At 59.0% G+C, this 26,171-nt stretch carries 27 protein-coding genes and 1 other annotated feature; of the genes, 9 read left to right on the top strand and 18 right to left on the bottom strand.

Annotation, left to right across the window (positions count from 1 at the left end):
* Positions 1–9 precede the first annotated feature (9 nt).
* From yciA to AB1E37_RS14845, 5 genes are all read right to left on the bottom strand, one after another.
* Positions 10–408 (bottom strand): acyl-CoA thioester hydrolase YciA, encoded by a 399-nt coding sequence (yciA, locus tag AB1E37_RS14865; RefSeq protein WP_002901629.1) that lies wholly within the window; start codon positions 406–408, stop codon positions 10–12.
* 99 nt (positions 409–507) lie between these two features.
* Positions 508–2,691 (bottom strand): TonB-dependent siderophore receptor, encoded by a 2,184-nt coding sequence (locus AB1E37_RS14860; RefSeq protein WP_032447969.1) that lies wholly within the window; start codon positions 2,689–2,691, stop codon positions 508–510.
* A 271-nt stretch (positions 2,692–2,962) separates the two neighbouring features.
* Positions 2,963–3,502, bottom strand: coding sequence for a septation protein A (locus tag AB1E37_RS14855; protein WP_002901631.1), 540 nt, complete (start codon positions 3,500–3,502; stop codon positions 2,963–2,965).
* A gap of 54 nt (positions 3,503–3,556) precedes the next feature.
* Positions 3,557–4,300 (bottom strand): YciC family protein, encoded by a 744-nt coding sequence (locus tag AB1E37_RS14850; protein WP_029884275.1) that lies wholly within the window; start codon positions 4,298–4,300, stop codon positions 3,557–3,559.
* 25 nt (positions 4,301–4,325) lie between these two features.
* Entirely contained in the window at positions 4,326–4,739 is a 414-nt protein-coding gene (locus AB1E37_RS14845) for a YkgJ family cysteine cluster protein (RefSeq protein ID WP_002901633.1), read from the bottom strand.
* A gap of 269 nt (positions 4,740–5,008) precedes the next feature.
* On the opposite strand from AB1E37_RS14845, the gene ompW reads away from it, so the two are divergent.
* Positions 5,009–5,647 carry an outer membrane protein OmpW gene (gene ompW, locus AB1E37_RS14840; RefSeq protein WP_002901634.1) on the top strand — a complete coding sequence of 213 codons (639 nt, stop codon included), beginning with the start codon at positions 5,009–5,011 and terminating at the stop codon, positions 5,645–5,647.
* 84 nt (positions 5,648–5,731) lie between these two features.
* Here ompW and ybiX read toward each other — a convergent pair whose 3' ends face one another.
* From ybiX to AB1E37_RS14825, 3 genes are all read right to left on the bottom strand, one after another.
* Positions 5,732–6,409, bottom strand: coding sequence for a PKHD-type hydroxylase YbiX (gene ybiX / locus AB1E37_RS14835; protein WP_004140326.1), 678 nt, complete (start codon positions 6,407–6,409; stop codon positions 5,732–5,734).
* A gap of 48 nt (positions 6,410–6,457) precedes the next feature.
* Positions 6,458–8,743 (bottom strand): catecholate siderophore receptor Fiu, encoded by a 2,286-nt coding sequence (locus tag AB1E37_RS14830; RefSeq protein WP_004176501.1) that lies wholly within the window; start codon positions 8,741–8,743, stop codon positions 6,458–6,460.
* 308 nt (positions 8,744–9,051) lie between these two features.
* Positions 9,052–9,759: an SDR family NAD(P)-dependent oxidoreductase gene (locus tag AB1E37_RS14825; protein ID WP_004224257.1), complete on the bottom strand. Its 708-nt coding sequence runs from the start codon at positions 9,757–9,759 to the stop codon at positions 9,052–9,054.
* 107 nt (positions 9,760–9,866) lie between these two features.
* Here AB1E37_RS14825 and AB1E37_RS14820 point away from each other — a divergent pair, with 107 nt between their 5' ends.
* Positions 9,867–10,139: a hypothetical protein gene (locus AB1E37_RS14820; RefSeq protein WP_004224259.1), complete on the top strand. Its 273-nt coding sequence runs from the start codon at positions 9,867–9,869 to the stop codon at positions 10,137–10,139.
* A gap of 35 nt (positions 10,140–10,174) precedes the next feature.
* Here the strand turns inward: AB1E37_RS14820 and AB1E37_RS14815 are convergent, their stop codons facing one another.
* Positions 10,175–11,122, bottom strand: coding sequence for a zinc-binding alcohol dehydrogenase family protein (locus tag AB1E37_RS14815; protein ID WP_004190773.1), 948 nt, complete (start codon positions 11,120–11,122; stop codon positions 10,175–10,177).
* 74 nt (positions 11,123–11,196) lie between these two features.
* Here AB1E37_RS14815 and AB1E37_RS14810 point away from each other — a divergent pair, with 74 nt between their 5' ends.
* The gene (locus tag AB1E37_RS14810; RefSeq protein WP_004224267.1) at positions 11,197–11,679 is read left to right on the top strand and encodes a MarR family winged helix-turn-helix transcriptional regulator; all 483 of its coding nucleotides are present in this window, start codon (positions 11,197–11,199) and stop codon (positions 11,677–11,679) included.
* A 3-nt stretch (positions 11,680–11,682) separates the two neighbouring features.
* Here the strand turns inward: AB1E37_RS14810 and trpA are convergent, their stop codons facing one another.
* From trpA to AB1E37_RS14785, 5 genes are read right to left on the bottom strand one after another with little or no spacing between them, the layout of a single operon-like run.
* The gene (trpA, locus tag AB1E37_RS14805) at positions 11,683–12,492 is read right to left on the bottom strand and encodes a tryptophan synthase subunit alpha (RefSeq protein WP_002901728.1); all 810 of its coding nucleotides are present in this window, start codon (positions 12,490–12,492) and stop codon (positions 11,683–11,685) included.
* Entirely contained in the window at positions 12,492–13,685 is a 1,194-nt protein-coding gene (trpB, locus tag AB1E37_RS14800; RefSeq protein WP_004224270.1) for a tryptophan synthase subunit beta, read from the bottom strand. The genes trpA and trpB overlap by 1 nt, the downstream gene beginning before the upstream one ends.
* Before the next feature lie 9 nt (positions 13,686–13,694).
* On the bottom strand, positions 13,695–15,053 hold the full coding sequence (trpCF, locus tag AB1E37_RS14795; RefSeq protein ID WP_004224272.1) for a bifunctional indole-3-glycerol-phosphate synthase TrpC/phosphoribosylanthranilate isomerase TrpF: 1,359 nt from the start codon (positions 15,051–15,053) through the stop codon (positions 13,695–13,697).
* Between the two features lie 3 nt (positions 15,054–15,056).
* Complete coding sequence (trpD, locus tag AB1E37_RS14790; RefSeq protein ID WP_004148109.1) at positions 15,057–16,652, bottom strand: bifunctional anthranilate synthase glutamate amidotransferase component TrpG/anthranilate phosphoribosyltransferase TrpD; 1,596 nt, start codon at positions 16,650–16,652, stop codon at positions 15,057–15,059.
* Positions 16,652–18,214 (bottom strand): anthranilate synthase component 1, encoded by a 1,563-nt coding sequence (locus tag AB1E37_RS14785; RefSeq protein WP_004176488.1) that lies wholly within the window; start codon positions 18,212–18,214, stop codon positions 16,652–16,654. Before AB1E37_RS14785 ends, trpD begins: the two co-directional genes overlap by 1 nt.
* Before the next feature lie 33 nt (positions 18,215–18,247).
* Positions 18,248–18,343, bottom strand: a sequence feature (Trp leader region).
* 159 nt (positions 18,344–18,502) lie between these two features.
* On the opposite strand from AB1E37_RS14785, the gene rnm reads away from it, so the two are divergent.
* Together rnm and AB1E37_RS14775 are read left to right on the top strand one after the other, a co-directional pair.
* A complete protein-coding gene (gene rnm / locus AB1E37_RS14780) occupies positions 18,503–19,366 on the top strand; it encodes an RNase AM (RefSeq protein ID WP_002901735.1) in 864 nt (287 codons plus the stop codon).
* Between the two features lie 16 nt (positions 19,367–19,382).
* The gene (locus AB1E37_RS14775) at positions 19,383–20,003 is read left to right on the top strand and encodes an L-threonylcarbamoyladenylate synthase (RefSeq protein WP_002901738.1); all 621 of its coding nucleotides are present in this window, start codon (positions 19,383–19,385) and stop codon (positions 20,001–20,003) included.
* 21 nt (positions 20,004–20,024) lie between these two features.
* Here the strand turns inward: AB1E37_RS14775 and AB1E37_RS14770 are convergent, their stop codons facing one another.
* Complete coding sequence (locus tag AB1E37_RS14770) at positions 20,025–20,933, bottom strand: DMT family transporter (protein WP_004210746.1); 909 nt, start codon at positions 20,931–20,933, stop codon at positions 20,025–20,027.
* A 111-nt stretch (positions 20,934–21,044) separates the two neighbouring features.
* Here AB1E37_RS14770 and gcvA point away from each other — a divergent pair, with 111 nt between their 5' ends.
* Together gcvA and rluB are read left to right on the top strand one after the other, a co-directional pair.
* Complete coding sequence (gcvA, locus tag AB1E37_RS14765) at positions 21,045–21,941, top strand: transcriptional regulator GcvA (protein ID WP_004224275.1); 897 nt, start codon at positions 21,045–21,047, stop codon at positions 21,939–21,941.
* 281 nt (positions 21,942–22,222) lie between these two features.
* Positions 22,223–23,125, top strand: coding sequence for a 23S rRNA pseudouridine(2605) synthase RluB (gene rluB, locus AB1E37_RS14760; RefSeq protein ID WP_002901746.1), 903 nt, complete (start codon positions 22,223–22,225; stop codon positions 23,123–23,125).
* A gap of 60 nt (positions 23,126–23,185) precedes the next feature.
* Here the strand turns inward: rluB and cobO are convergent, their stop codons facing one another.
* On the bottom strand, positions 23,186–23,776 hold the full coding sequence (gene cobO, locus AB1E37_RS14755) for a cob(I)yrinic acid a,c-diamide adenosyltransferase (protein WP_002901749.1): 591 nt from the start codon (positions 23,774–23,776) through the stop codon (positions 23,186–23,188).
* Positions 23,773–24,534 (bottom strand): YciK family oxidoreductase, encoded by a 762-nt coding sequence (locus AB1E37_RS14750; RefSeq protein WP_004196459.1) that lies wholly within the window; start codon positions 24,532–24,534, stop codon positions 23,773–23,775. Before AB1E37_RS14750 ends, cobO begins: the two co-directional genes overlap by 4 nt.
* On the opposite strand from AB1E37_RS14750, the gene AB1E37_RS14745 reads away from it, so the two are divergent.
* Entirely contained in the window at positions 24,529–24,744 is a 216-nt protein-coding gene (locus AB1E37_RS14745) for a hypothetical protein (RefSeq protein ID WP_004148112.1), read from the top strand. The two genes, AB1E37_RS14750 and AB1E37_RS14745, sit on opposite strands and share 6 nt — an antisense overlap.
* Positions 24,745–24,788: 44 nt before the next feature.
* Positions 24,789–25,835, top strand: a complete 1,047-nt coding sequence (gene sohB / locus AB1E37_RS14740) for a protease SohB (RefSeq protein ID WP_029884271.1) — start codon at positions 24,789–24,791, stop codon at positions 25,833–25,835.
* A 47-nt stretch (positions 25,836–25,882) separates the two neighbouring features.
* On the opposite strand, the gene AB1E37_RS14735 is transcribed toward sohB, so the two are convergent.
* Complete coding sequence (locus AB1E37_RS14735) at positions 25,883–26,134, bottom strand: YciN family protein (protein WP_002901761.1); 252 nt, start codon at positions 26,132–26,134, stop codon at positions 25,883–25,885.
* Positions 26,135–26,171 lie beyond the last annotated feature (37 nt).

Here is a 26,171-nt window from a genome sequence, read left to right as displayed (position 1 = left end):
GGCACCTTCTTATTCCGCTGGCAGAGGACGTGGTTTTCCCTGATTATCAACGGCAACGTAGATAAACAGCGCTTCCGTCGCCTTGTAGCGCTGGCCAATCGGTTCTGAAGAAACTTTTTTCACCCACACTTCGATATTGATTGTCACCGAGGTGTTGCCGCGCTTCACGCAGCGGGCGTAGCAGCACACCACGTCGCCAACGGCGACCGGGCGTAAAAAGGTCATCCCATCCACCCGCACGGTCACCACGCGACCCTGGGCGATCTCTTTGGCCATAATGGCGCCGCCAATATCCATCTGCGACATCAGCCAGCCGCCAAAAATATCCCCGTTGGCATTGGTATCCGCCGGCATTGCCAGGGTGCGTAAAACCATTTCGCCCTTTGGGGCGAGATCTGTTGTTGTCATGCTCTACTCTGTTGTGGTCAAAGACGATCAGCGGGATGCTACTATGAAAATAGCGCAGTGAGAATAGGGGAATACGCCCGCTGGCGCGGGCGCGGTGGTTCAGAAGGAGAGGGTAACGCCGGCGTAATACGCGCGGCCAGGCTCATTGTAGGTCGAGGCGCCGGCATTTTCGCGATACAGTTGTTTATCAAATAGATTACTTATTCCGGCATTCAGGCGAATATCCCGGTTTAGCTGATACTGAGTACCAATACCCACGATGGAATAGGCGCCAACCTCGGTGGTGGCAAGGGTCCCGGTTTCGTTGCGGATCTCCGCATACTGACGCGGCTTCTGACGGCCATAAAGCGTCCAGTTCACATTCGCAGACAGGACGTCGTTTACCTGCCAGTCGAGCATCGTGTTAACGGTATATTTCGGGATAACCGACAGCGGGTTGCCAGTCTCTTTACTTTCAGATTTGAGCATCCAGGTGGCATTGGTCCGCCAGCTGAGGACATCTCTCAGCACCGGGATCAGCAGATTTCCTTCCAGCCCCTCGACCACGGCTTTGCCGCCGTTCTGCCATTGCAAAATATTATTGCCGCTGGAGGTATAGCCCAGTACCTCTGTTCCGGAGACGATTTTGTTTTTGTAATCGTTGCGAAACCAGGTGACTCCGGCAGCGTAACCATTAAGGTTAAATTCGATACCGATCTCTTTGTTGATACTGATCTCCGGGTCGAGGTCAGGGTTACCCAGCAGGTAGCAGCTGCCTTCAGCGATCGTGTTTGGACAACCGTTGCCGCGGGTGGAGAGCAAATATCCTTTACTGGATTGATAGAGGTTTGGCGCTTTAAACACGCGCGCGATACCGGCCTTCAGTGTGAACATATCGCCGAGCTCCTGGGACAGATTGAGGCTGGGGCTCCAGTTACTGCCAAACTGATTATGATAATCGAAGCGAATGCCGGGGATCAGGTTGGTGCCGGGCACGGCTTCGATATTATCTTCCAGATAGATACCGGTGAGGGTGGCGCTGTTTTTGGTACTGCGTTGCGTAGGGTCGCCCGAGGTCCCAGGGATAGTCTCGCCGTTGCTGTTAGTGGCCTGCATCGATGCCGGGTCGTCAAGCTGATCATGGTTCCATTCCATTCCCAGCGTCAGCGTCTGGTCCGCCAGCCAGAAGAAAGGCACATTGAATTCCGAGGTAGTACGCCAGGATTCCAGACGGCTGGTGGCATAATCTTCACTGTTGATCATGCCTTCGACGCGGCCGGTAGAGCCTTCCTGCAGGCGGGTATTGTTGGTTTTCTCGTAGTAAACACCGGCTTTGGACTGACCCCAATCCCATAGACCGTTGTAGGTGAGTCCCCAGGACTGGCGATAGAGGCGATTTGTTTCGTGGCCGTACAGGGAGTCCACCAGCCCGTTCGGGCTAAGATTGCCGTTGCTGTACTGGGTATCACCAGCATAGATATTCCCCTGACGGCTATAGGCGTAGCTGAAATCGAGGATCTGTTGCGGGGTCATTTTCCATGACAGCAAGGTGTTAATATCTTTATTGCGGACCCCTTCGCGCCCCGCAGCGTAAGAGCCGTTTTGCGCATGGTTAATATCCCAGGCGTCGGGTTCCGTTTTATTGATATTGCCATACAGGCGCATCGTCAGCGCCTCGCCGGCCAGTGGGCCGCTGAGATTGAAGTTAGCGCGATTGGTTGTGCCTTCTTTGTTGTTTTCCGGCTGGTTGGTGAAGAAAGACAGTGAACCGTGCCAGGTGTTGGTCGGACGTTTGGTAATGATATTGACCACTCCGCCCGCCGCGCCGGAACCATAGCGCGCGGCTGCCGGACCGCGGAGAACTTCAATCCGTTCGACCATTTCGGCAGGTACCCAGTTGCTGTCGCCCCGGGTATCGCGTTCGCCGCGCCAGCTATAGCGAACCGCGTTACGTGACGTGACCGGTACCCCATCTATCAGGATCAGGGTGTTCTCCGGCCCCATGCCGCGGATATCAATCTGGCGGTTGTTGCCCCGACTGCCGCTGGCGCTGTTGCCGGTCAAGTTCACCCCGGGCATTTTACGGATGATGTCTGAGAGATCGTTGACCGGCGGCTGCTTAGCAATATCCTCAGCCGTGATAATCGACACCCCGGGCTGTTGCTTAAGCGCCTCTTCCGCCGTACTGCGCACAATCATCGTTTCGGTATCTTGTTCTGATTCTTCAGCACAGGCGTTAGGGGCGAGGAGACTGGATATGACCAGCGCCAGGGTCGTGGGCACAGAATATTGCGGCGATCTCATGTAAATATCCTTTTCAAAACAATGCAAAATGAGATCGAGAATATTAATGATAACAATTATCATTACAATGTAACGAGATGAATCTCCATAAAATCCTCACAATTACCGCAATTTTTTATGCAGTTGAGAGAAATCGTGAAGAGAGCCTACACAGTGTGGCCGGGAAGCTGTCAGCGTATGCGCTGAGGTTGTGTGGTTGCAGGGAATGTTTGCCAGTGCAGTAAGCTTATAGGGGGCGAGCGCGGCGCGCAATGGCGCGCCGGCGGAGGGGTTAGTGGTGGTCGTCCTGCGGCATATGACGGTAGATGTAGATCCCGCTCAGCAAGGTAAAGACCAGCGTGAGGGCGGTTAAACCAAAGACCTTAAAGTTAACCCAGATATTCTGCGGCAGCCAGAAGGCGATATAGATATTGGCCAGCCCGCAGAGAATAAAGAACACCGCCCAGGCCAGGTTAAGTCGCGACCAGACCTGCTGCGGCAGGCTCAGCTCTTTACCCAGCATGCGCTGGATCAGCGGCTTTTTCATCACCCACTGGCTGAACAGCAGCGCGCCGGCGAACAGGGCATAGATCACCGTCACCTTCCATTTAATAAACTCATCATTATGGAAGAAGATGGTTAACCCGCCGAAGACGGCCACCAGCACGAAGGTGATCAGCGCCATTTTTTCCACTTTCCGGTAGCGCACCCAGCTGTAGATCAGCACGACGGCGGTCGCCACAATCAGCGCCGTGGTGGCGGCGTAGATATCGTAAAGCTTATAAAAGGCAAAGAAGACCACCAGCGGTAAAAAATCCAGAAACTGCTTCATACATCGATCCCGTCTTTCAGGACGGACCGGGGAAGGCCCCGGTCCTGGTTAAAATTAGCTGCGGATAAGCATATACACGCGGAATAAATAGATCAGCAACAGGGCGGAAATCAGGTTGCTGATGGTATTAATCACCACCGCGCCGACGTTTGGCGTCAGGGCGGCAAAGCTGGAAGCAAACAGTAACAGCAGGGTTTTCGCCACCAGCCAACCGATAATAGCCGGCGCCACCAGCCGCATATTGGCCCACGCCAGGCGCATGCTGCTGCGCATGGCGCCGAGGATGCCCATTTTGTCCTGTACCAGCATGATCGGCGCAAAGGCCAGCACGATGGCCAGCAGCACGCCGGGCACCAGCACCAGCATCATCCCCATCTGCACCAGGAAGGTGGTGAACAGGATCAGCAGCAGCAGCTTGGGCAGCACCGGCGCCGAGGCGCCGATGGCGCGCAGGGCGCTAACGCGATGACCGGCGGAGACCAGCTGGATCAGCAGCAGGACGCCGCCGACGAGGATCGCATTACCTACCAGACCCGAGAAGGTTGATGCCGCCGAGGCGCGCAGCAGAACCTGCTGCTGCTCCGGCGTCATGTTCTGCACCAGCTCGAACAGCCCGGCGCTACCGGCGAGGTTATCGCCTTCGCTGAGTATCGACAGCTGCTCGTCGCTGGGTGAAAAGGCATGGCCAAGTACTACCGTAATAAACGCGCACAACAGCGCAATCAGTAAAATAGTAATGAACTGATTACGAAAAAAATTCCCGGTGTCACGGTAGACGGACTTCGCCGTGATAGACATGCATTCTCCTTGAGTGTCGCAGGTGTTAACTAGCCGGCGATTGTACCGCAAATCGTTCCGTCGTAGCACTCTCTGCGCCGGTCAGGGCAGGTATATCTTTGTAAAGAGGCCGCAATGGTGGCAGGCCGTAGCGCGCCCGCGCCCGGTTGCAGGCATCGTTTTCCTCGCCATTTTCCCCGGACATGGCGAATTCGCGACACGGCGAAGGCCGGTTTTCATAAATAGTGCAGTGAACGGCGTCGCCGATATCGCCAGACAGGGCCGCGCAGCGACTCTGGCGCTGGTTGGTGCCGCTCATGCAGCGCAGGAAAGGGGTCAGCGGTTCGGTCAGCGCGGAGGGCACCAGGCCGCCCGCATCGTCGGCTTCCGCCCAGTAGAAAGAGACTCGAAAATACGCACAACAGGCACCGCACGTCATGCACGGGTTGATTTCACTCATAATTACACCTGAAAAAAACGCATCAACACAGATTGTCGGCAGTTAACTTATCCAGCCGCCTCAGCGACGGCAAGAGGGGCAGAAATAAATTTTTGCGCGAAAAGTGAAAATTGATGTGCGAACAATTCAAGGCATTGCGATCGGTAGCAAAAATTAATCTGGATCAATAAATGTTAAATCTGAGGACTTAGTGTGATCTAAAACAGATCAAACGTAACTCGTTATAGGTATATTTGGCCGCGCTGAAAAACCATAATGAGGAAGTGGATATGAAGAAGTTAGCAGCGGCGGCATTGATTCTTGGCACGCTTTCTACCGGCAGCGTCTGGGCGCATGAAGCGGGTGAGTTTTTCATTCGTGCCGGGACCGCCACCGTCCGACCGACGGAGGGCTCTGACAATGTGTTAGGCAGCCTTGGCAGTTTCAACGTCAGTAACAATACCCAGCTGGGTTTAACCTTTACCTATATGGCGACCGATAACATTGGCGTGGAGTTGCTTGCCGCGACGCCGTTCCGCCATAAGGTCGGCACCGGGCCAACCGGGACTATCGCCACCGTCCATCAGCTGCCGCCCACCCTGATGGCGCAGTGGTACTTTGGCGATGCGCAAAGCAAGGTGCGCCCGTACGTGGGGGCCGGTATCAACTACACCACCTTCTTTAATGAAGACTTTAACGATACCGGCAAGGCGGCCGGGCTTTCCGATCTGAGCCTGAAGGACTCCTGGGGCGCGGCGGGGCAGGTCGGCCTCGATTATCTGATTAACCGCGACTGGCTGCTGAATATGTCGGTGTGGTACATGGATATCGATACCGATGTGAAATTCAAAGCCGGCGGCGTGGACCAGAAAGTCAGCACCCGTCTGGATCCGTGGGTGTTTATGTTCTCCGCAGGCTATCGGTTCTAAATTCTTCTGTAAACTGGCCAACGGATGGCCAGTTCATTGTCTCGTCACATCTGTCTGCCGCAAGCCTCTGTCATCAACAGCGGATCACACTTCCGTCCACTGGCGCAGCAGGTTGTGATACATGTTGAGCAGGGAGAGGACCTCTTCTCCGTCGCCAAAGCGGGCCTTCAGAGACTGGATGGTGCGGTCCAGGTCGTAAAGCATCGCACGCTGCTTATCGTCGCGGACCATCGACTGGATCCACAGGAAAGAGGCCTGGCGGACGCCGCGGGTGACCGGGGTGACGCAGTGCAGGCTGCTGGCGGGATAGAGCACCAGATGCCCGGCCGGGAGCTTCACCCGATGTTGGCCATAGGTGTCTTCAATCACCAGTTCGCCACCCTCATAGCTCTCCGGATCGCAAAGGAACAGCGTCGCTGACAGATCAGTGCGCATCCAGCCCGCCTCGCCGTTCTGGCGAACGGCGCCATCGACGTGAAAACCATAGGTCTCCCCTGGCCCATAGCGGTTAAACAACGGCGCGGAAATCGTCCGCGGCAGCGCGGCGGAAAAAAACTGCGGATGGCCGCGCAGCATATCGAGCACAGCGGCCTGCAGGCGGGCATACAGCGGCGTTCGGGTATCGATCTGCTGGTTCTGTTTGACGGCCGCCCCCTGGCTACCCACCGTAACCCGCCCGTCGACCCACTCGGCCTGCGCCAGCTGCCGGGTAAATTCCGCCACCTGGTCTGTCGATAGCACGTCAGGAATGTGATACATCATCGCGGTGTTCTCTCTAAAAGGTGGGGCGCAACGGCCCCACGCGCAGACTCAGAAATGGACGTTCGCCGTCAGCATAAAGGTCCGGGGTTCGCCCGGATGATAGCGATAGCCGCTCTTGTTGATGGAGGCCACGTAATCGGTATCAAACAGGTTATACATATTGAGCTGCAGATCGAGGTTGCTGTTGACCCGATAGCCCAGTTTGGCGTCGGCAACCCAGTAGCCCTCGGTGTGATCCGGGGTACCGACCGCACCATCGCTGCCCCGGCGCAGGCTTCCGACATAGCGCACACCGCCGCCGACGGACAGATCGCTGGTGGCCTGATACTGCGTCCACAGCGTAAAGGCATGTTTCGGGGTGTAGGCCAGGGCGGAAGATCCATCCTGTGCAACGTTCTGTCCCTCCGTCACTGTCGCATGCTGCTGAGTGTAGCCGGCGATAATCGTCCAGTCCGGGGTCAGGTTTCCGGTCGCGGAGAGTTCATACCCCTCCACGCGCTTTTTGCCGTACTGCGACCAGGTTCCGTCATCGTTGGCGGCCACTTCGTTTTCAATATCGGTGCGGAATAACGCCGCACTGAGCAGCAGACGGTTGTCGAAGATTTGCCACTTGGTGCCCAGCTCGCTGGATTTCGCCTTCTGCGGCTTAAAGTCGGTCCGGTTAGCGCTGTTGCCGCTGCCGCTGGCGGCCAGGGCGAAGCTGCTGCCTCCCGGCGGCTGCTGTGAGATGGCGTAGTTGACGTAGACATTGCCCTGCTCGGTTAAGCGGTACAGCGCCCCGGCTTTCCAATTAACCAGATTGCCGGATTTAGCGGTATCGACAGTGGTGACCGGGCTGCCGGTCGACTGTCCGGGCGGGCAGGCGATAGCCCCGCGTCCGCTGCCGCCGCAGGCGGTGGCGCTGTCATATTTGGTATGGTAATTGTCGAGACGCAGCCCGCCGTTGATCTCAATCCGCTCGGTCAGCGTCAGCGTATCAAAGGCATAAATCCCGAAGGTATCGGTCTGGCCGTTGGCGTTCGCCCCGTTTCTGTCCAGCCCGCCAATCGACAGGTTGCTCACCGGATGGTAGAGATTCACCGCCGGCGCGGTCCTGGCGTTAACGCCATAGTTGGTCTGGTTTTCCCGGGTAAACTCCACGCCGGCGCTGACGTCATGGCCTATCGAGCCAGTATTGAAAGTCGAGGTGATATTGGTCTGGTTGGTCAGAATGCGGTTGCTGACATCTTTGGTATTAACCAGACGCGACCAGCTCCAGGTGTTGACGTCATTGATATCGGGGGCGGTGATATTGTTCGCGCCGCCCATCACCGCGGTCAAAAGATACTCCTGTTTCACTCGCGACCAGCGGGTGGTATTGCGCACGGTGGTATTCTCCGTCAGATCGTGTTCGAAGCGCAGGGTACCGCTGTCGGTAGTAGATTTATCGTAATCGGAGTCGGTGCCATAGAAATTGCTGGTATCGACCTTCCCGGCGGAGTTGAGTGCGGCATACTTCGGCGAAGGCGCCGAATAGCCCGGCAGGCCGACGGTAGGGATCCCGCCATCCGGGGTGTTGTTCTGCCGGACGTGCAGATAGTTCAGATACAGACGAGTTGGGGTATCAAGGCCGAAGGCCAGCGACGGTGCGATGCCATAGCGTTCGTTTTCAATGCGGTCCCGACCAGCGTCATGGGTTTTTTCCCCCATCAGGTTCAGACGGAACGCAGCGTTGTCGCTAAACGCCTGGTTCAGGTCGAGAGTGCCCCGGCGCGACCAGGCGCTGCCGATGCTGGCCGAGCCGTCGATCCCGGAGTCAAGGCGCGGCTGCTTGCTGATCATATTGATCGAGCCGGAGGGCGCGCTGCGGCCATAGTCCGTGCCGGCGGGCCCTTTGATGACTTCCACCTGCTGGGTATTGAAGGTATCGCGCGTCACGCTGCCGATGTCGCGAATGCCGTCCACATAGATGCTGTTAGAGGTATCCACGCCGCGCATAAAGATGGCATCCCCGGTGGTTGAGCTGCCATTCTCCCCGGCATAAAACGCCCCCACGCCGGGAACGTTTTTGAGGGCGTCAGTCAGGTTGGTGACGCCCTGATCTTTAATCACCTGTTCCGGGATCACGGTGATGGTGCGGGTGGTATCGACCAGCGGTTTATTGAACTTGGGATCGGCGGAAGCGCCGGGGGAGTAGAGTGAAGGCGGAGCGGCTTCCACTACCAGCGTCTCTTCACTATTTTTGACCGAATTTTCCGCTGCGATGCCTGCTGCCGGCGAGGCTCCCAGACACAGACCTGTAAACAATGCCAATGAGTTGAAACTGCCGAAAGGCAGAGAAGCGTTTTTTTCCATGATAAATGCAGGCTTATTTTTTGTTATGAGCACATATCACACCGCGCAAAAGCGACGTTATTCGTCGTCTGGCTTGCGCTGACCGGTGTGATTCTATAAATGATAAAAAGAATAGTTATCATTTGCCTTAATATTTACATAGAAAAGTTGACCTTAAAACAACTTTCTTCACTTCGATTTACATAATTCACATTTTTTGAACGATAAAGCGGAAATATAGGGAATGTGCTGCAGAATAAGGTCGGTAGCAAGCCGCGCCGGGCGGGGTTAACTTCCGGGCGGCCATATGATGGTTGTTCCGGCACGGATCACCAGGGCACGGTACGGCCCTGGTAATCCAGATACTCCAGTCCCGGACGTTGCCGTTTGTCGAGCAGGACGTTCACCAGGCGTGGGATCGTCTCTTCGATGGTCAGCGGGGCATCTGCCCCGCCGAGCTCGGTGCGGATCCATCCCGGGGCCATCACCACCAGCGGATGGGAGGCCGAGGAGGGGCGAGCGGCAAAGCTGCGCATAAACATATTCAGCGCAGCTTTACTCCCGCGGTAGAGTTCCCGCTGGCCGGTAAGGTTATTGGTCAGGCTCCCCTGGCCAGAGGACATCACGCCGAGCAGCCCCTGCGGTTTAACGGCCTGCTGCAGGCGCTCGATAACCCGCATCGGCGCCAGGGCATTGGTGAGCATCACCTGGTAAAACTCCTCGGTGGAGACGTCGCCAATGGTCTGCGATGGGTCACGATTGGTGGTACCGGCGTTGACAAACAGCATATCGAGGCTTGCCGGGGGAAGCGTCGCCTGCAGCGCGGCCAGCTGGGCTTCATCGCGAATGTCGAGCGTCGCCAGGCGTAGCCGCAGGGGATGCGTCTTGGCCAGGTCGTGGAGCGGCGTGTGGGATGATAAATCGCGCACGGTGCCGATGACCTCCCAGCCGTGCTGGATGAACGTCGCCGCCATAGCATGGCCAAGGCCGCGCGAGGCGCCGACGATGAGGATAGTGTTGTGCTGATCGGATTTCATGATGTCTCTCGCTGCAGAAGGGAGGTCTTCACTATAATCAGGCCCGAGATCGGGCGGAGTGCACTCATATCTTGCAGCAAACGCCCTGTCTGGCGACTGGAGCGATAATGAACGATCCCGATTTTAATTTGCTGGCGGCTCTCGATCCGCTGCCGGTCAGTACCGAGGTGATTACGGTTTCGCAGGCGTGGCATCCGCGTCTGGAGCAGGCCCCGGCCACCGCTGACTGCGGCAGCGGGTGCGTGAGGTGTGTCGCGAATAAAAAAAGCCCGCACAAGTGCGGGCAAAAATACTGGAAGCAATGTGAGCAATGTCGTACTGAATACCTGAGTGATTTACTCAACTATTCAGTGATGAGAAAGATAATATTTCTCATTTAAGATATCAACCCCATCTTTTGTGCGGAAGCGATTTTTTATCCGAGGGTGAAAACCGTGCGCTTCTGGCTGTCGTCCTGCGGCCAGGCCGCCGCGATCTCCTGCAGTGGCCGCGGGGTGGTGGCGATGGTCAATTTCCCCGGCACCGCCGCCTGCAGCATTTCACCGGTCGCCGCCAGCAGTTGCGATACCGACAGGCTACCGATCCCGCTGCCCATCAGCAGGAGCGGAGCGGAACGCAGCACTGCGCCATTTAACGCGATATCGGCGCCAGCCAGGGAACCCACCTGCACATAGCGCACCGGACTGCCGGCAGGGGTATATTTCGCCAGTGCCGGCAATAATAATTCCGCGCTGTGTCCCCACAGGTAATCGATGACCACATCGATCTGCGCGGCGCTGACCGCTGAAAATTGCCCGCTCAAGGTTTTATCATCAGCGGTTAACTGAATACACTCATCGGCGTCCAGCGCCGCGAGCGACTGCGCATTGCGCCCGGTTGCAATGATTTTTTTCGCCCCCAGATAGCGGGCAATCTGTACCGCCAACTGACCGGCGCTGCCGGTGGCGCCGTTAATCAGCACCGTTTCGCCGGCCTGAAGCTGGGCGCGTGTCACCAGCGATGCCCACGCGGACATACCGGGGTTGGCCATCGCCGCCGCCTGGATATCATCGAGCGCATCCGGCAGCGGCAGACAATTCTGCAGGGCGACCGGCGCCCGCTGCGCCATACTGCCGAAGGGGGCGGTGGGGAAGGCGAAGTAGACGCGCTGGCCCTGAGGTGTGGTGCCGACGCCATCGATACCGGGCACAAAGGGCAGATTGCCGTCGAAGCTGTAATGGCGTCCGGATGCCCGGGCCTTAACCACATGGCTTATCGCGGCGGCGCGGACGTCAATGAGCGTCTGGCCGGGCGCGGGCTGCGGGTCGATAAAATCGGCCCAAACCGGGCCTTCTGCGAGATCAAAAACCACGGCTGCTTTCATAAATTATCTCCTGTCGGGAATTATGTGTAAAATACACATATTGTTTTGCAGCACTATACGCGGAAAATTAATATATGCAAGATGCACATAATGACTACGACATTACCGACTTTCACGGCGCGCTGCTGGACATCATCAGCGTAATGAACCAGCCGCTGCGCGATGAGCAGATCCTCCAGGCAGCCGGCGTCCAGCTGGAACAGATGCTGTTTCCGCTGCTTGTGGCAGTAGGGCGCCATGGCCCGGTGGGGGTGGTTGAGCTGGCGGATCATTTAGGGCGCGATTACACCACCGTCAGCCGCCAGGTGAAAAAACTGGAAGCCCAGGGACTCGCCTGTAAGCAACCGAACCGTCATGATCGACGGATCAGCGAAGTGACGCTTAGCGCCAGCGGACAACAGATGATCGACAGTATTGCGGTAGCGCGGCGGCGGTTAATGAATCAGGTGCTGGCGCAGTGGCCGGAAGATGAAGTGCAGGCGCTGTTTCGCTTAACGCGCAAATACGCCGACAGTTTGCAGAAATTATCGCCGCCTGGCGCGATGCCAGGCGGCTGATGGTCAGGCGGTTTTGGTCGCTGCCTTCAGGCTCTGGACGAAGGCTTTCAGCTCGTCGAGCATGGTCTGCGGCTCATCGAGGTGGCGTTCGATGATTTTGACGATGGCGGAACCGGAGATAGCCCCGGCGGCTCCGGCGTCAATGGCGGCGCTCACCTGCTCCGGCGCGGAGATACCAAAGCCCTGCAGCGGCGGCGCGGCGTGATATTCCGCCAGCTTCTCCACCAGGTGGTGCAGCGGCAGCGCGGCGCGATTTTCCGCACCCGTCACTCCGGCGCGCGACAGCAGATAGGTGTAGCCGCGGCCATAAGAGGCAATCTGGCGCAGTAAATCGTCATCCGCATTGGGCGGGCAGATGAAAATCGGCGCGATGTTATGGCGCATCGCCGCCTGGCGGAACGGGGCGGACTCTTCCACCGGCACGTCGGCCACCAGCACCGAGTCGACGCCGACGCGGGCGCACTGGGCATAGAACGCATCGATGCCCGGGCTGAAGACGAGGTTGGCATACATCAGCAGGCCGATTGGGATGGTCGGATGCTTCTGGCGGATCGCCGCCAGCATCTCAAAGCACTGCGCCGGGGTCACTCCCGCGGCGAAGGCGCGCAGGGCCGCGCCCTGGATGGTCGGGCCGTCCGCCAGCGGGTCGGAGAAAGGGATCCCCAGTTCAAGGGCATCGGCGCCGCCTTCGATCAGCGCATCGATAATTTTCAGCGACTGCTCCGGTCCCGGATCGCCAAGGGTGACAAAGGGGACGAAGGCGCCTTCCTGGCGATTTTTCAGTTGGGCAAACAGCGTCTCATAGCGTTCCATCAGATTTCCCCTCGCGCTTTCAGGATGTCATGTACGGTGAAAATGTCTTTGTCGCCGCGGCCGGAGAGATTAACCACCAGCAGCTGCTCTTTTTCCGGGTTCTCGCGCATCATCTTCAGCGCGTGGGCCAGAGCGTGAGAGGACTCCAGCGCCGGGATAATCCCTTCGTGGCGGGAAAGCGCTTTAAACGCGTCCAGCGCTTCGTCGTCGGTGATCGACACATAGTCAGCGCGACCGGTGCTGTTCAGAAACGCGTGCTGCGGCCCAACGGACGGGAAGTCCAGCCCGGCGGAAATGGAGTAAGACTCTTCGATCTGGCCGTCGGCGGTCTGCATCATCGGCGACTTCATACCGAAGTAGATCCCAACGCGGCCATGCTTCAGCGGCGCGCCGTGCTCGCCGCTCTCGATACCGTGTCCGGCGGGCTCCACGCCGATCAGGCCGACGTTGGTTTCCTCGATAAAATCAGCGAACATGCCGATGGCGTTTGATCCGCCGCCGACGCAGGCGATCACCGCGTCCGGCAGGCGGCCCTCTTTTTCAAGGATCTGCGCTTTGGTCTCTTCGCCAATCATGCGCTGGAATTCACGCACAATCGTCGGGAACGGGTGCGGACCGGCGGCGGTGCCCAGCATATAGTGCGCCTTTTCGTAGCTGCCGGACCAGTCGCGCAGCGCCTCGTTACAGGCATCTTTCAGCGTGGCGGAGCCGCTGTGCACCGGGATCACCTCGGCGCCCATCAGGCGCATACGGAACACGTTCGGCGACTGGCGCTCGACGTCCTTGGCACCCATGTAGATACGGCATTTCAGGCCGAGCAGGGCGCTGGCCAGCGCTGAGGCGACGCCGTGCTGGCCGGCGCCGGTCTCGGCGATAATTTCGGTTTTACCCATCCGTTTGGCCAGCAGGGCCTGGCCCAGCACCTGGTTGGTTTTGTGCGCGCCGCCGTGCAGCAGATCTTCGCGTTTCAGGTACAGGGTGGTGCGGGTGCCTTCGGTCAGATTCCGGCATTTGGTCAGGGCCGTCGGACGCCCGGCGTAGTTTTTCAGCAGGTTGGTGAATTCCGCCTGAAAGGCCGGGTCCTTCTGCGCGCTGACAAAGGCTTCTTCCAGCTGGCGCAGGGCGGGCATCAGGATCTGCGGCACATACATGCCGCCGAATTCGCCGAAGTAGGGGTTCAGTAAAGTGCTCATTATTGCTCCTTAATATGCGCGCAGCGTCTGGAATACGGAGGCCAGCTTGCTGGCGTCTTTAATCCCGGGTTGCGACTCTACGCCTGAATTGAAATCGAGTCCGGCACAGCCGCTTTTGGCCGCTTCCACACAGTTATCGGCGCCGAGGCCGCCCGCCAGCATGACGTTGCGCAGATCCTGGCCCTGCAGCAGGCTCCAGTCAAAGCGCTGGCCGCTGCCGCCCTGGCCGTTGTCGAGCAGGTACTTGTCGACATGGCGGAGCGTACGGGCCGGGAAGGTTTCGCCGACGCTCAGCGCTTTCCAGATGCGGACGTTGTCCGCGAGGGCGTCGCGCAGCGCGTCGATATAGGCCTGGTCTTCATCACCGTGCAGCTGCACGGCGGCCAGCCCCAGAGCCTGCGCGCGGGCGACCACCTCCTCCAGCGGCGCATTGCGGAAGACGCCGACGTACTGCAGCGGCGCAGCGGCGATCACCGCTTTGGCCTGGGCGTCATTCACCGCTCGCGGCGAGGTCGGGACGAAGATCAGCCCACCGTAAACGGCGCCGGACTCCCAGGCCACCTGGGCATCCTGCGGGCGCGTCAGGCCGCACACTTTGTTCTCGCCGAGCAGCACGCGTTTAACCGCCGTTTCCAGATCCGCCTGCTCCATCAGGGCGGAGCCGATCAGGAAGCCGTTGGCGAAGTGGCTCAGCTCGCGCACTTCGGCATAGGTATGGATGCCGGATTCGCTGATCACCGTGACATCCGGGCCGAGACGCGCCGCCAGCTGACGGGTGCGGTTAAGGTCAATCGACATATCGCGCAGGTCGCGGTTGTTAATGCCCACCACCTTCGCCTTCAGGGCGATGGCGCGCTCCAGTTCCTCTTCATTGCTGACTTCGGTGAGCACGCCCATATTCAGGCTGTGAGCCACCGCCGAGAGCTGACGATACTGTTCATCGTCGAGCACCGAGAGCATCAGCAGGCAGGCGTCGGCCTGATAGTAGCGCGCCAGGTAGATCTGGTAAGGGTCGATGGTGAAGTCCTTACACAGGATCGGCTGCGGCGCGACCTGGCTGACGATCGGCAGGAAATCGAAGCTGCCCTGGAAATATTTCTCATCACACAGTACCGAGATCGCCGAGGCGTAGTGCTTGTAGATGCTGGCGATCGCTGCCGGATCGAAATCCTCGCGAATCAACCCCTTCGACGGCGAGGCCTTCTTGCACTCGAGAATAAACGCGGTGCGGGTGCCGGCCAGTGCGTCATAGAAATTGCGCTGCGTCGGAACGATCTCATTTTGAAAACTGGCTAACGGTTGTTGTTGTTTGCGGGCTTCCACCCAAATCGCTTTGTCGGCAACGATTTTTGCTAAAACGGTTTGCATTATTTACCCTCTTGCCGCTAAGGCGGTCACTCTGTCATAGGCCGCGCCGCTGTGCAGCACATCCAGTACCTGCTGAGCGTTAGCTTTCAGATCTTCATGCCCGTGTAAACGCATCAACATGGCGACGTTGGCGGCGACGGCGGCTTCGTGAGCGGCTTCACCTTTACCTTGTAGCAAGCGCGTCAGAATGTCACGGTTTTCTTCCGGGGTGCCGCCCGCCAGCTGCGCCTGATGGTAAGGCGTCAGGCCGAAGTCGTCGGCGGTCAGCTGATAGCTTTTAATTTCCCCGTTATGCAGTTCGGCCACCACCGTAGGCGCATGCAGTGAAACTTCATCCATCCCACCGCTGTGCACCACCGCCGCGCGCTGATAACCCAGCACGCGCAGGGTCTCGGCGATCGGCAGCACCAGTTCCGGGCTGTAGACGCCAATCAGCGCCAGCGGCGGATGCGCCGGGTTGATCAGCGGGCCCAGCACGTTGAACAGGGTGCGGGTCTTCAGCTGCTGACGGACCGGCATCGCGTGGCGGAAACCGGTGTGGTACTTCGGCGCGAACAGGAAGCAGACGCCCAGCTCATCAAGCGCGGCGCGGGATTTATCGGCGTTCATATCGAGATTAATGCCGAAGGCCGCCAGCAGGTCAGAAGAGCCTGATTTGCTGGAGACGCTGCGGTTGCCGTGTTTCGCCACTTTCAACCCGCAGGCCGCAGCGACAAAGGCGCTGGCGGTGGAGATATTGATGCTGTTGCTGCCGTCGCCACCGGTGCCGACGATGTCGGCAAACAGGTAGTCCGGGCGCGGGAACGGCGCGGCGTTTTCCAGCAGCGCGGTAGCGGCGCCGGCAATTTCCTGCGGCTGCTCGCCGCGCACTTTCATGCTGACCAGCGCGGCGGCCAGTTGCTCAGGCTTCACTTCGCCGCGCACGACGGCGGAGAACAGCTGGTGGCTCTCCTGCTGGCTCAGGGTTTCCGCCTGGTACAGCTTCTCGAGGATCGGCTGGAGGGTGTTGGTATGCTCCAGCTTCTGCAGCGCCCAGGCCAGGGTCTGCTCCAGCAGCCGTGCGCCCTGGGTGGTAAGGATCGATTCCGGGTGGAACTGGAAGCCGCACACCCGGTCCGCATCGTGACGCACCGCCATCACCATACCGTTGAAATTGGCGTTAATCGTCAGCCCGGCGGGAATATTGCTGCCGACCAGCGAGTGGTAGCGCGCCACCGGCAGCGGGTTAGCCAGACCGGCAAACATCGCCTGGCCGTCGTGCTCAATGCTGGAGGCTTTGCCATGGAGGATCTCCCCCGCCTGGCCGACATAGCCGCCGTAGGCTTCGACAATGGCCTGGTGGCCGAGGCAGATGCCGATGATCGGCAGCTTGCCGCGCATACGGGTCAGTAGCTCCGGCATGCAGCCGGCTTCGCTTGGCGTACCCGGGCCCGGGGAGAGCATCAGCACCGGGTTGTCCATGGTGCCCAGACGCTCAATCAGCGCCTGCGCCGGAACGGAGTTGCGATAAATCACTACGTTATGGCCGTTGGCGCGCAGCTGGTCTGCCAGGTTATAGGTAAAGGAATCGATATTATCGAGCAGCAGAATGTCAGCCATCAGAAAATCTCCTTCGCGTGATGGGCCTGGGCAATGGCGCGCAGCACCGCGCGGGCTTTATTTCGGGTCTCATCCGCTTCCGACTGGGGAACCGAGTCGAGCACAATGCCGGCTCCGGCCTGGACGGTAGCGATACCTTCCTGCACGTAGGCGGAACGGATGACGATGCAGGTGTCGAGGTCGCCGTGGGCGGTGAAATAGCCCACCGCGCCGCCGTAGCTGCCGCGGCGTTTACCTTCGGCGGCGGCAATCAGCTGCATGGCGCGGACCTTCGGCGCGCCGCTGAGGGTGCCCATATTCATGCAGGCGCGATAGGCGTGGAGGACGTCGAGATCCTGACGCAATTCGCCTACTACACGGGAGACCAGATGCATCACGAAGGAGTAGCGGTCAACCTTGGTTAAATCAGCGACATAGCGGCTGCCCGGGGTGCAGATGCGCGCCAGGTCATTACGCGCCAGGTCCACCAGCATCAGGTGTTCGGAAAGCTCTTTATGATCGGTGCGCATTTCCAGCTCGATGCGGCTGTCGAGGTCGCGATCCAGCGAGCCGTCGGCGCGGCGGCCGCGTGGCCGGGTGCCGGCGATGGGGTAGATCTCAATCTGACGGCTGACGGCATCATACTTCAGCGAGCTTTCCGGCGAGGCGCCGAACAGGGTGAAATCATTGTCCTGCATAAAGAACATGTACGGGCTGGGGTTGCTCTTCTTCAGCACATCATAAGCGGCCAGCGGCGATGGGCAGGGCAGCGAGAAGCGGCGGGAAGGAACCACCTGGAAGATTTCCCCGGCGCGGATCGCGCGCTGCATTTTGCGCACCACCGCGCCGTACTCTTCATCGCTCTGGTCAACGTCGCAGCGCATTTCGGCCACGGTGGTAACCGGTAGCGGCGCCGGCGGCTCGTTCAGCTGCTGACGCAGCTGGCTCAGGCGCTGCTCCAGGCGCTGTTTTTCACTCTCCAGCGGGGTGAACAGGCTGGCCTGAATGCGGGTATGCTTGGTCTGATGGTCGATGACCAGCAGGGTTTCCGCCAGATAGAAGCAGTAGTCCGGGCAGGCGGTGTCGCTTTGCAACTGGGGAAGATCTTCAAAACCGGCCACCAGGTCATAGGCGAACAGGCCGCCGAAGAACATCGCTTCGCGCTCGTTGTCCGGAACGCTCACCAGCTCCTGCAGGAGACGGAAGGCGTCAAACACCGACAGTGAGCAGAGACGGGCGTCTTCATCGAGCAGGGCGCTGACGGCTGGGAAGGTCAGGATGCGGCCGTTGGGCTGGCGCTGATTGTTGATCCCGGAGGGCAGCGCGCCGTCCAGTAGTTCCAGCAGCGCCGCGCCGTTGGCGGAGAGGGCCTGAATAGTGACAGTGTCACCAAGGGCCGTAATGCGCAGCGCGCTATCGACCAGCAGCAGGCTTTTTAAGTCATCTTTGCTGTCGATGTCAGCGGATTCCAGCAGCAGCGTCGCCGGCCGGGCGCCGCACAGTTGGTGGAATAACGCCGTCGGGTTCTCCCGGTAGATGGCGTCGCTGGTGAGAAGCTCGAGTGCCGGTTTGGATGTTTGCATTATTGTTCTCGCCTGTTCGTATTATTTTTGTCCAATAAAAAGCCCGCTCATTGGCGGGCCGGGTATCTGTATGCTGAATGCAAAACGCGATCACGCCGCCCGTCGTCAGGAGGTGCGCCACCAGCTGTGCAGAGTGATAAAGTGCATTTTCATCGTGATACCCCTTCATGTGAACTTGCGTACTAGTTAACTAGTTCAATGGAATAAAGTCAACCCTTGTTTGCAGATTTTCTCTGCCTGTCGGTATGATAATGCGCTTATTTACGTTGATGTCCAGCAGGAGTCCTTTTGAGCGACAGCCAATACGCAGTGATTTACGATCTGCACAGCCATACCACCGCCTCTGACGGGCGGCTGACTCCGCAGGAACTGGTCCATCGCGCCCATGAGATGCGCGTCGGCACCCTGGCGATCACCGACCATGACAGCGTGGCGGCGATCCCGGCGGCCCGGGAGGAGATCGCCCGCGCCGGATTACCCTTGACCCTGGTGAACGGCGTCGAGATTTCCACCCTCTGGGAGAATCACGAGATTCATATTGTGGGTCTGAATATTGATATTGCGCACCCAACGATGACCGCCCTGCTGGAGGAGCAGAAAGCGCGGCGCCAGCAGCGCGGTCAGATGATTGCCGAGCGCCTGGAGAAGGCGCGGATCCCCGGCGCCTGGGAAGGGGCGCTGCGACTGGCGGACGGTGGCGCCGTCACCCGCGGCCATTTTGCCCGTTTTCTGGTGGAGGCCGGCCATGCGAAAAACATGGCGGAAGTCTTCAAAAAATACCTTGCCCGCGGGAAAACCGGTTACGTGCCGCCGCAGTGGTGTACAATAAAACAAGCGATTGATGTGATTCATCATTCTGGCGGCAAGGCGGTGATTGCCCATCCCGGGCGCTACGATCTTTCCGCCAAGTGGTTGAAGCGGCTGTTGGCCCACTTTAGCGAGCAGGGCGGTGATGCCATGGAAGTGGCCCAGTGTCAGCAGGCGCCCCATGAACGCGCCCAGCTGGCCACCCTGGCCGTGCAGTTTGGTCTTCTGGCGTCGCAGGGATCCGATTTTCATCAGCCCTGCGCGTGGATCGAACTTGGCCGTAAGCTCTGGCTTCCTGCCGGCGTGGAAGGCGTCTGGCATAGTTGGGAAGCGGCCGCCGAATAAAAATTGAGAGGGAAGTATGAGCCAGTTTTTTTATATCCATCCGGATAACCCGCAGGCGCGGTTGATTAACCAGGCGGTGGAGATTGTGCGTAAGGGCGGGGTGATCGTTTATCCTACCGACTCCGGCTACGCGCTGGGCTGCAAAATTGAAGACAAGGGGGCGATGGAGCGGATCTGCCGCATTCGTCAGCTGCCGGACGGCCACAACTTTACCCTGATGTGCCGCGATCTGTCCGAGCTGTCAACCTACGCTTTTGTGGATAATGTGGCGTTTCGCCTGATGAAAAACAACACGCCGGGCAACTATACCTTTATCCTTAAGGGGACCAAAGAGGTGCCGCGTCGGCTGCTGCAGGAGAAGCGTAAAACCATCGGCATGCGCGTCCCGTCTAACCCCATCGCTCAGGCGTTGCTCGAGACCTTAGGCGAGCCGATGCTCTCCACGTCGCTGATGCTGCCCGGCAGCGACTTTACCGAATCCGACCCGGAAGAGATCAAAGATCGTCTGGAGAAAGTGGTGGACCTCATCATTCACGGCGGTTTCCTTGGGCAGCAGCCGACCACGGTTATCGATCTCACTGAAGACACCCCGGTGGTGCTGCGCGAAGGCGTCGGCGACGTGAGGCCGTTTCTCTAAGGCTATCTGCCGGGCGGTGCATCATGCGCCGTCCGGTACCCCGCGTTTTCGCCCCGACGGCACGATAATCATCCATAGCGCTACACAAACCAGCAGCGCGCCGAGAATCAATCCTTTCTCCACTGTCTCTCCGAGGCAGAGATAGCCCCACAGCGCCGCAAAAGGTGGGATCAAAAAGGTCACCGACAGCGAACGCAGCGGCCCTATATCTGCAATCAAGCGGAAGTAGAGAATATACCCTGCCGCCGTGCAGACCACGCCCAGCATGACTATCGCTATCCACGGCAGACTCTGCCGCCAGTCTACGGCAGGCCCATGCCAGCAGGACCAGAGAAAGAAAGGAAACAGAAACAGCGTGGCGCCGACCTGGCTACCCAGCGCGACGCGTTCAGCCTCGAGGCCGCCTCGCTGCTGGATCCAGCGGCGGGTCAGAAAGCCGGCCAGACCGTAACAGGCGGTCGCGGTCAGGCAGGCGCCAATCCCCGGCAGCAGCAGGGCGGCGCTAAGGCCAGATGTCGGGCGCGCGATCACCGCCACGCCAATGGCGCCCAGTATCGCGCCGCCGCCTTTGCGCAGGGTTAACGGTTCTGCAAAGCATAACGCGCCGATCAGCACCCCCATCATCGGCGCCGTGGCGTTAAGCGTGGCGGAGTACCCTGCCGGCAGCCATTGCGCGGCAAGGCAGTACATGAGAAAAGGAAGGCCTGAATTAATGACCCCCAGCTGCAGAGTGGATGTGAATTTTCCCTGATACCCGCTCCATTTACCCTGCACGCCGAGTAACAGCCCGAGCGCGATAGCGGCGAACAGTACGCGAAGAAAAGCGCTGTTCAACGCCCCGAAGGCCGGGGTGGTGATGCGCATAAACAAAAAGCTGGCGCCCCAGAGGGCGGCGAGCAGCAGCAGGCGGCCATAGTCGATAACACGCATGATTGACTCCTTGTAGTCACGAAGGAAGTCAACTGTAGAACCCACGTGCAGCGTGCGACAAACGCGTTATGCTTACATGATTAAGTTTTTCTTAACTAAGGTTCCATACCCATGAAACTCCCGCCGCTGAATGCGTTGCGCTGCTTTGAGGCGGCGGCGCGGCTGCTTAGCCTGAAACTGGCCGCCAGTGAGCTTTGCGTCACGCCCAGCGCCGTCAGCCAGCAGATTGCCCGCCTTGAGGAGACGCTGAATGTCCCGCTATTTATCCGTACTCCGCGACGGTTACAGTTAACGGCGGTGGGAGAGATCTACCTGCGGGCCGTTCAGCCGGCGTTTCATCAGATAGCCGCCGCCACCCAGCGTCTGCAGGTGCCCCCGGGACCAGAAAAGGTAGCTATCAGCTGTACCAGCGGCTTCGCCATTCAGTGGCTGCTGCCGCGGCTGGCTGATTTTGAACGACGCTATCCGCAGATAGAGATCCAGATCGGCACCACCAACCGGCGAGTGGATTTGCTGAGTGAAGGGATCGATTTTGCCGTGCGTCATGGTGTCGGCGGCTGGCCGGAACTGCAGGCTTACCGCCTGCTGGATGACGACCTGATGCCGGTCTGTAGCCCGCAGCTGATCGCTCCGCGCCGGACGCTCACCGATGCGAGCGATCTACTGCAGTATCCGCTGCTGCACGATGAACATCGTGAAGACTGGGCGCTGTGGTGTGAGGCCGTGGGGCTGGCGCCGCACATCGCGCGGCGTGGGCCGGTGTTCACTGATTCCAACGGCGTGACGGAGGCGGCGTTCGCCGGTATGGGGATGGCATTGCTGCGACGCTCATTCATAGCGCCTGCGCTGACGCAGGGGCGGCTGGTTAATCCTCTGGCGCAGCCCATCGCCTGTCCGCTGGCCTATCATCTGGTTTACCACGAGACCGCGCTGCTGGCGCCTGCCAACCGCTGTTTTCGCGACTGGCTGCTTGGCCAGCGCCCGGCCGTTGCTGAGGAGCGCGCGTAGTGAGGGGGGCGCTGTCCGATAAAGATCCGTATGCGTGAATGGGCACAGGAGAATGAGGAAAATCTGTTCCATACTAAAGACGGGGCGCGGCGAACAGAAGCTTTCCCGACGAAGTTAGTGTAGTATGTTCGGCCACGAATACGGCCTCGCGGTGGATATCCTGAACGCGCCGACGAGACTTTACGTTAAAAGTATATACGTAACAATGAGTTGTGCTTTTGGCCTCATTGTTTCATAAAGCATACCAGACGCCTGGGAAGGCGACACCTTAAGGAAGCTCAATGAGCGAGAAACTGCAAAAAGTGCTGGCCCGCGCCGGCCACGGCTCCCGCCGTGAAATTGAAGCGAAAATCGAAGCTGGCCGCGTCAGCGTCGACGGCAAAATCGCCACCCTCGGCGATCGTGTGGAAATTGTCCCTGGTTTAAAAATTCGTATCGATGGTCATCTGATCTCGGTGAAAGAGTCTGCCGAGCAGATCTGCCGCGTGCTGGCTTACTATAAGCCGGAAGGCGAGCTGTGCACCCGTAACGATCCGGAAGGACGCCCGACGGTGTTTGATCGTCTGCCTAAACTGCGCGGCGCGCGCTGGATTGCCGTTGGTCGTCTGGACGTGAATACCTGCGGCCTGCTGCTGTTCACCACCGATGGCGAACTGGCCAACCGCCTGATGCACCCGAGCCGTGAAGTCGAGCGTGAGTACGCCGTTCGCGTTTTCGGCCAGGTGGATGATGATAAGCTGCGCCAGCTGTCGCGCGGCGTACAGTTAGAAGATGGTCCGGCAGCGTTTAAAACCATCAAATTCACCGGCGGCGAAGGGATTAACCAGTGGTATAACGTTACCCTGACCGAAGGGCGTAACCGCGAAGTGCGTCGCCTGTGGGAAGCGGTCGGCGTGCAGGTCAGCCGTCTGATCCGCGTGCGCTACGGCGATATTCTGCTGCCGAAAGGCCTGCCGCGCGGCGGCTATACCGAGCTGGACCTGGCGCAGACCAACTACCTGCGCGAGCTGGTGGAGCTCACGCCGGAAACCAGCTCTAAGGTTGCCGTCGAGAAAGACCGTCGGCGGTTGAAAGCCAATCAGATCCGTCGGGCGGTGAAGCGTCATAGCCAGACCAGCGCTAATCCGCGCCAGGGTAACAACAGCAACCGTCGTTCCAGTACTCGCAATAAGACTAACGGTTAATGTTATGCGTTCCGGTGACTTGCCGCCGGAACGCGTACTTCCTTCCGCGCTATCAGGCCCTCAGTAGTCAATCCCCATCTGCGCTTTAATCCCGGCATCAAATGCATGCTTGACCGGACGCAGTTCGCTGACGGTATCGGCCAGTTCAATAATATCGCGATGACAGCCGCGGCCGGTGATGATCACCGACTGATGGGCAGGGCGCTCACGCAGGGCGCTCAGTACCGACTCCAGCGGCAGGTAATCATACGCCACCATGTAGGTCAGCTCGTCCAGCAGCACCAGATCGAGCTGGTCGTCAGCGAGCATACGGCGGGCATGCTCCCAGACCGCCAGGCAGGCGGCGGTGTCGCTGTCGCGATCCTGGGTGTTCCAGGTGAAACCTGTGGCCATCACCTGAAATTCGACGCCGTGAGGCTCCAGCAGATTACGCTCGCCGTTAGGCCAGGTCCCCTTGATAAACTGGATCACGCCGACTTTTTTGCCATGGCCGACGGCGCGGGTCGCGGTGCCAAAGGCGGCGGTGGTTTTGCCTTTGCCGTTGCCGGTAAAGACCATCACAATGCCGCGTTCGTCCTGGGCCGCCGCCACCCGGGCGTCAACTTTATCTTTCAGCCGCTGCTGGCGTTCGCGGTAGCGTTCATCACTCATTGGGCAATTCCTGGTTTACGTCCCGGTTGGGCGTCGAAGGTCATTCCCGTCTTGCGACGACTGTCGTCACCCATCAGCCACAGATAGACGGGCATAATGTCAGCGGGGGTTTTCAGTTTCAGCGGATCTTCCGTCGGGAACGCGCTGGCGCGCATTCCGGTGCGAGTGCCGCCGGGGTTGATACAGTTTACCCGCAGGTGGCGGCTTTGATACTCGTCGGCCAGCACCTGCATCATCCCTTCGGTGGCGAATTTGGAAACGGCATAGGCGCCCCAGTTGGCGCGGCCCTGACGACCGACGCTGGATGAGGTGAAGACCAGCGAGCCCGATTCCGAACGGAGTAATAAAGGAAGAAGCGCCTGGGTCAGCATAAAGGTGCCATTAACGTTCACCTGCATCACCTGCTGCCAGACCTCCGGCTTCTGCTCTTCCATTGGGCAGATGTCGCCGAGCAGGCCAGCGTTATGCAGCACGCCGTCAAGGCGGGGATAGTGCATGCTGATCTGCTGCGCCAGCTGCTGGCACGCCTGGGGCGTACAGGTGAGCAGGTCGAGGGTAAACCAGCGAGGGGGAATACCACCCTCACGCTCAATCTCCTGGGCGACGGTGCGCAGTTTGTCGTCGTTGCGACCCAGCAGGATAACGCTGGCGCTATAGCGCGCGTAGGTCAGGGCCGCTTCACGACCAATCCCGTCGCTGGCCCCGGTGACCAGGATGATGCGATCTTTCAGCAAGTGACGTTGTGGTTGATAATGCACGGCAACTCCTTGGGCGATCGGTTCCCGATCGCGCTTCATCTTTGGTATCTCACTTTTGCGCTGTTATGCCTGAAAGCGCCCGCCATTGCAATCGGCGAAGCGGAAAGTATTCACAAAATTAATATCTTGCAACGATTTCAGCCGCGCGAAAAAAAACGGAATCCGCTGCGCAGAGAACACAAAGCACAAAGACTTCTCGCCAGCGGCTGAGGTACACTGTGCAGCAACGTCAGTGCTTTACACAAGGTGAAAACGTGGAATTACTTGCTCAGTACGGCTTATTTTTAGCCAAGATCGCAACGGTTGTCGTCGCCATCGCGGTGATTGCCGCTATTATCGTCAACCTCGCTCAGCGCAAGAAGCAGCGCGGCGAGCTGCGGGTGACCAATCTTAGCGAGCATTATAAAGAGATGAAGGAATCGCTGGCGGTGGCGCTGCTGGACGGCCCGCAGCAGAAGCAGTGGCATAAGGCGCAGAAGAAAAAGCAAAAACAAGAGGCGAAGGCGGCCAAAGCGCGGGCGAAGCTGGGTAATGCCGAGCCGGAAGGCAAGCCGCGCGCCTGGGTGCTGGATTTCAAAGGCAGTATGGATGCCCATGAGGTCAATAGCCTGCGGGAAGAGATCACCGCGGTACTGGCGGCGGCGAAAGCGCGCGATCAGGTGGTGATTCGCCTGGAAAGCCCCGGCGGGGTGGTGCACGGCTACGGTCTGGCCGCCTCTCAGCTGCAGCGTTTGCGCGACAAGCAGATCCCGCTGACGGTGGCGGTCGACAAAGTGGCGGCCAGCGGCGGCTATATGATGGCCTGCGTGGCGAACAAAATTGTCTCGGCGCCGTTTGCGATCCTCGGCTCTATTGGCGTGGTGGCGCAGATCCCGAACCTGCACCGCTTCCTGAAGAATAAAGATATCGATATCGAACTGCACACCGCCGGGCAGTACAAACGAACGCTCACCATGCTGGGCGAAAATACCGAGGAAGGGCGGCGCAAGTTCCGCGAGGATCTCAATGAGACACATCATTTGTTCAAGGATTTCGTCCACCGGATGCGTCCGGGACTTGATATTGAGCAGGTGGCCACCGGCGAACACTGGTACGGGGCGCAGGCGCTGGAAAAAGGACTGGTGGATGCGGTTGAAACCAGCGATGAGCTGCTGCTGGGGCTGATGGAGAGCCACGAGGTGATCGGGGTGCGTTATCAACAGCGTAAGAAGATGCTCGACCGCTTTACCGGTAGCGCGGCGGAGAGCGCCGATCGGCTTCTGCTGCGCTGGTGGCAGCGCGGTCAGAAACCGCTGATGTAAATAACATAACGCGAGGCCTGGGCCTCGCGTTATTGTTTTCACTGGTCTTAATCGACCAGGTGGTACTTGTCCGACAGCTCGTGAGCAAGATACTTAAACATGTTAAATACCGCTGTACTCTTCGGCGTCGGTAGTCCCTGCTCATCAAGGTAAAACTCACCGCTAAACACCAGGACATTGTTGCGCTGAACGACGTCGGTGGCTTCGATACCGGCTAACGTATCCTCATGTTCGCGAATAAGTTTGTTGGCTTTTTCGAGCAGCGTCTGGCGATCGATTGGTTGGGTTGTACCTTGCATAACGGACTCCTCTTTTTCTCCGCGCGTAGTTTACGCC

The organism is Klebsiella sp. Shm-1 (genome assembly GCF_040804525.1).
GTDB classification, from domain to species: domain Bacteria; phylum Pseudomonadota; class Gammaproteobacteria; order Enterobacterales; family Enterobacteriaceae; genus Klebsiella; species Klebsiella pneumoniae.
This window is presented reverse-complemented; position numbering and strand designations above follow the sequence as displayed.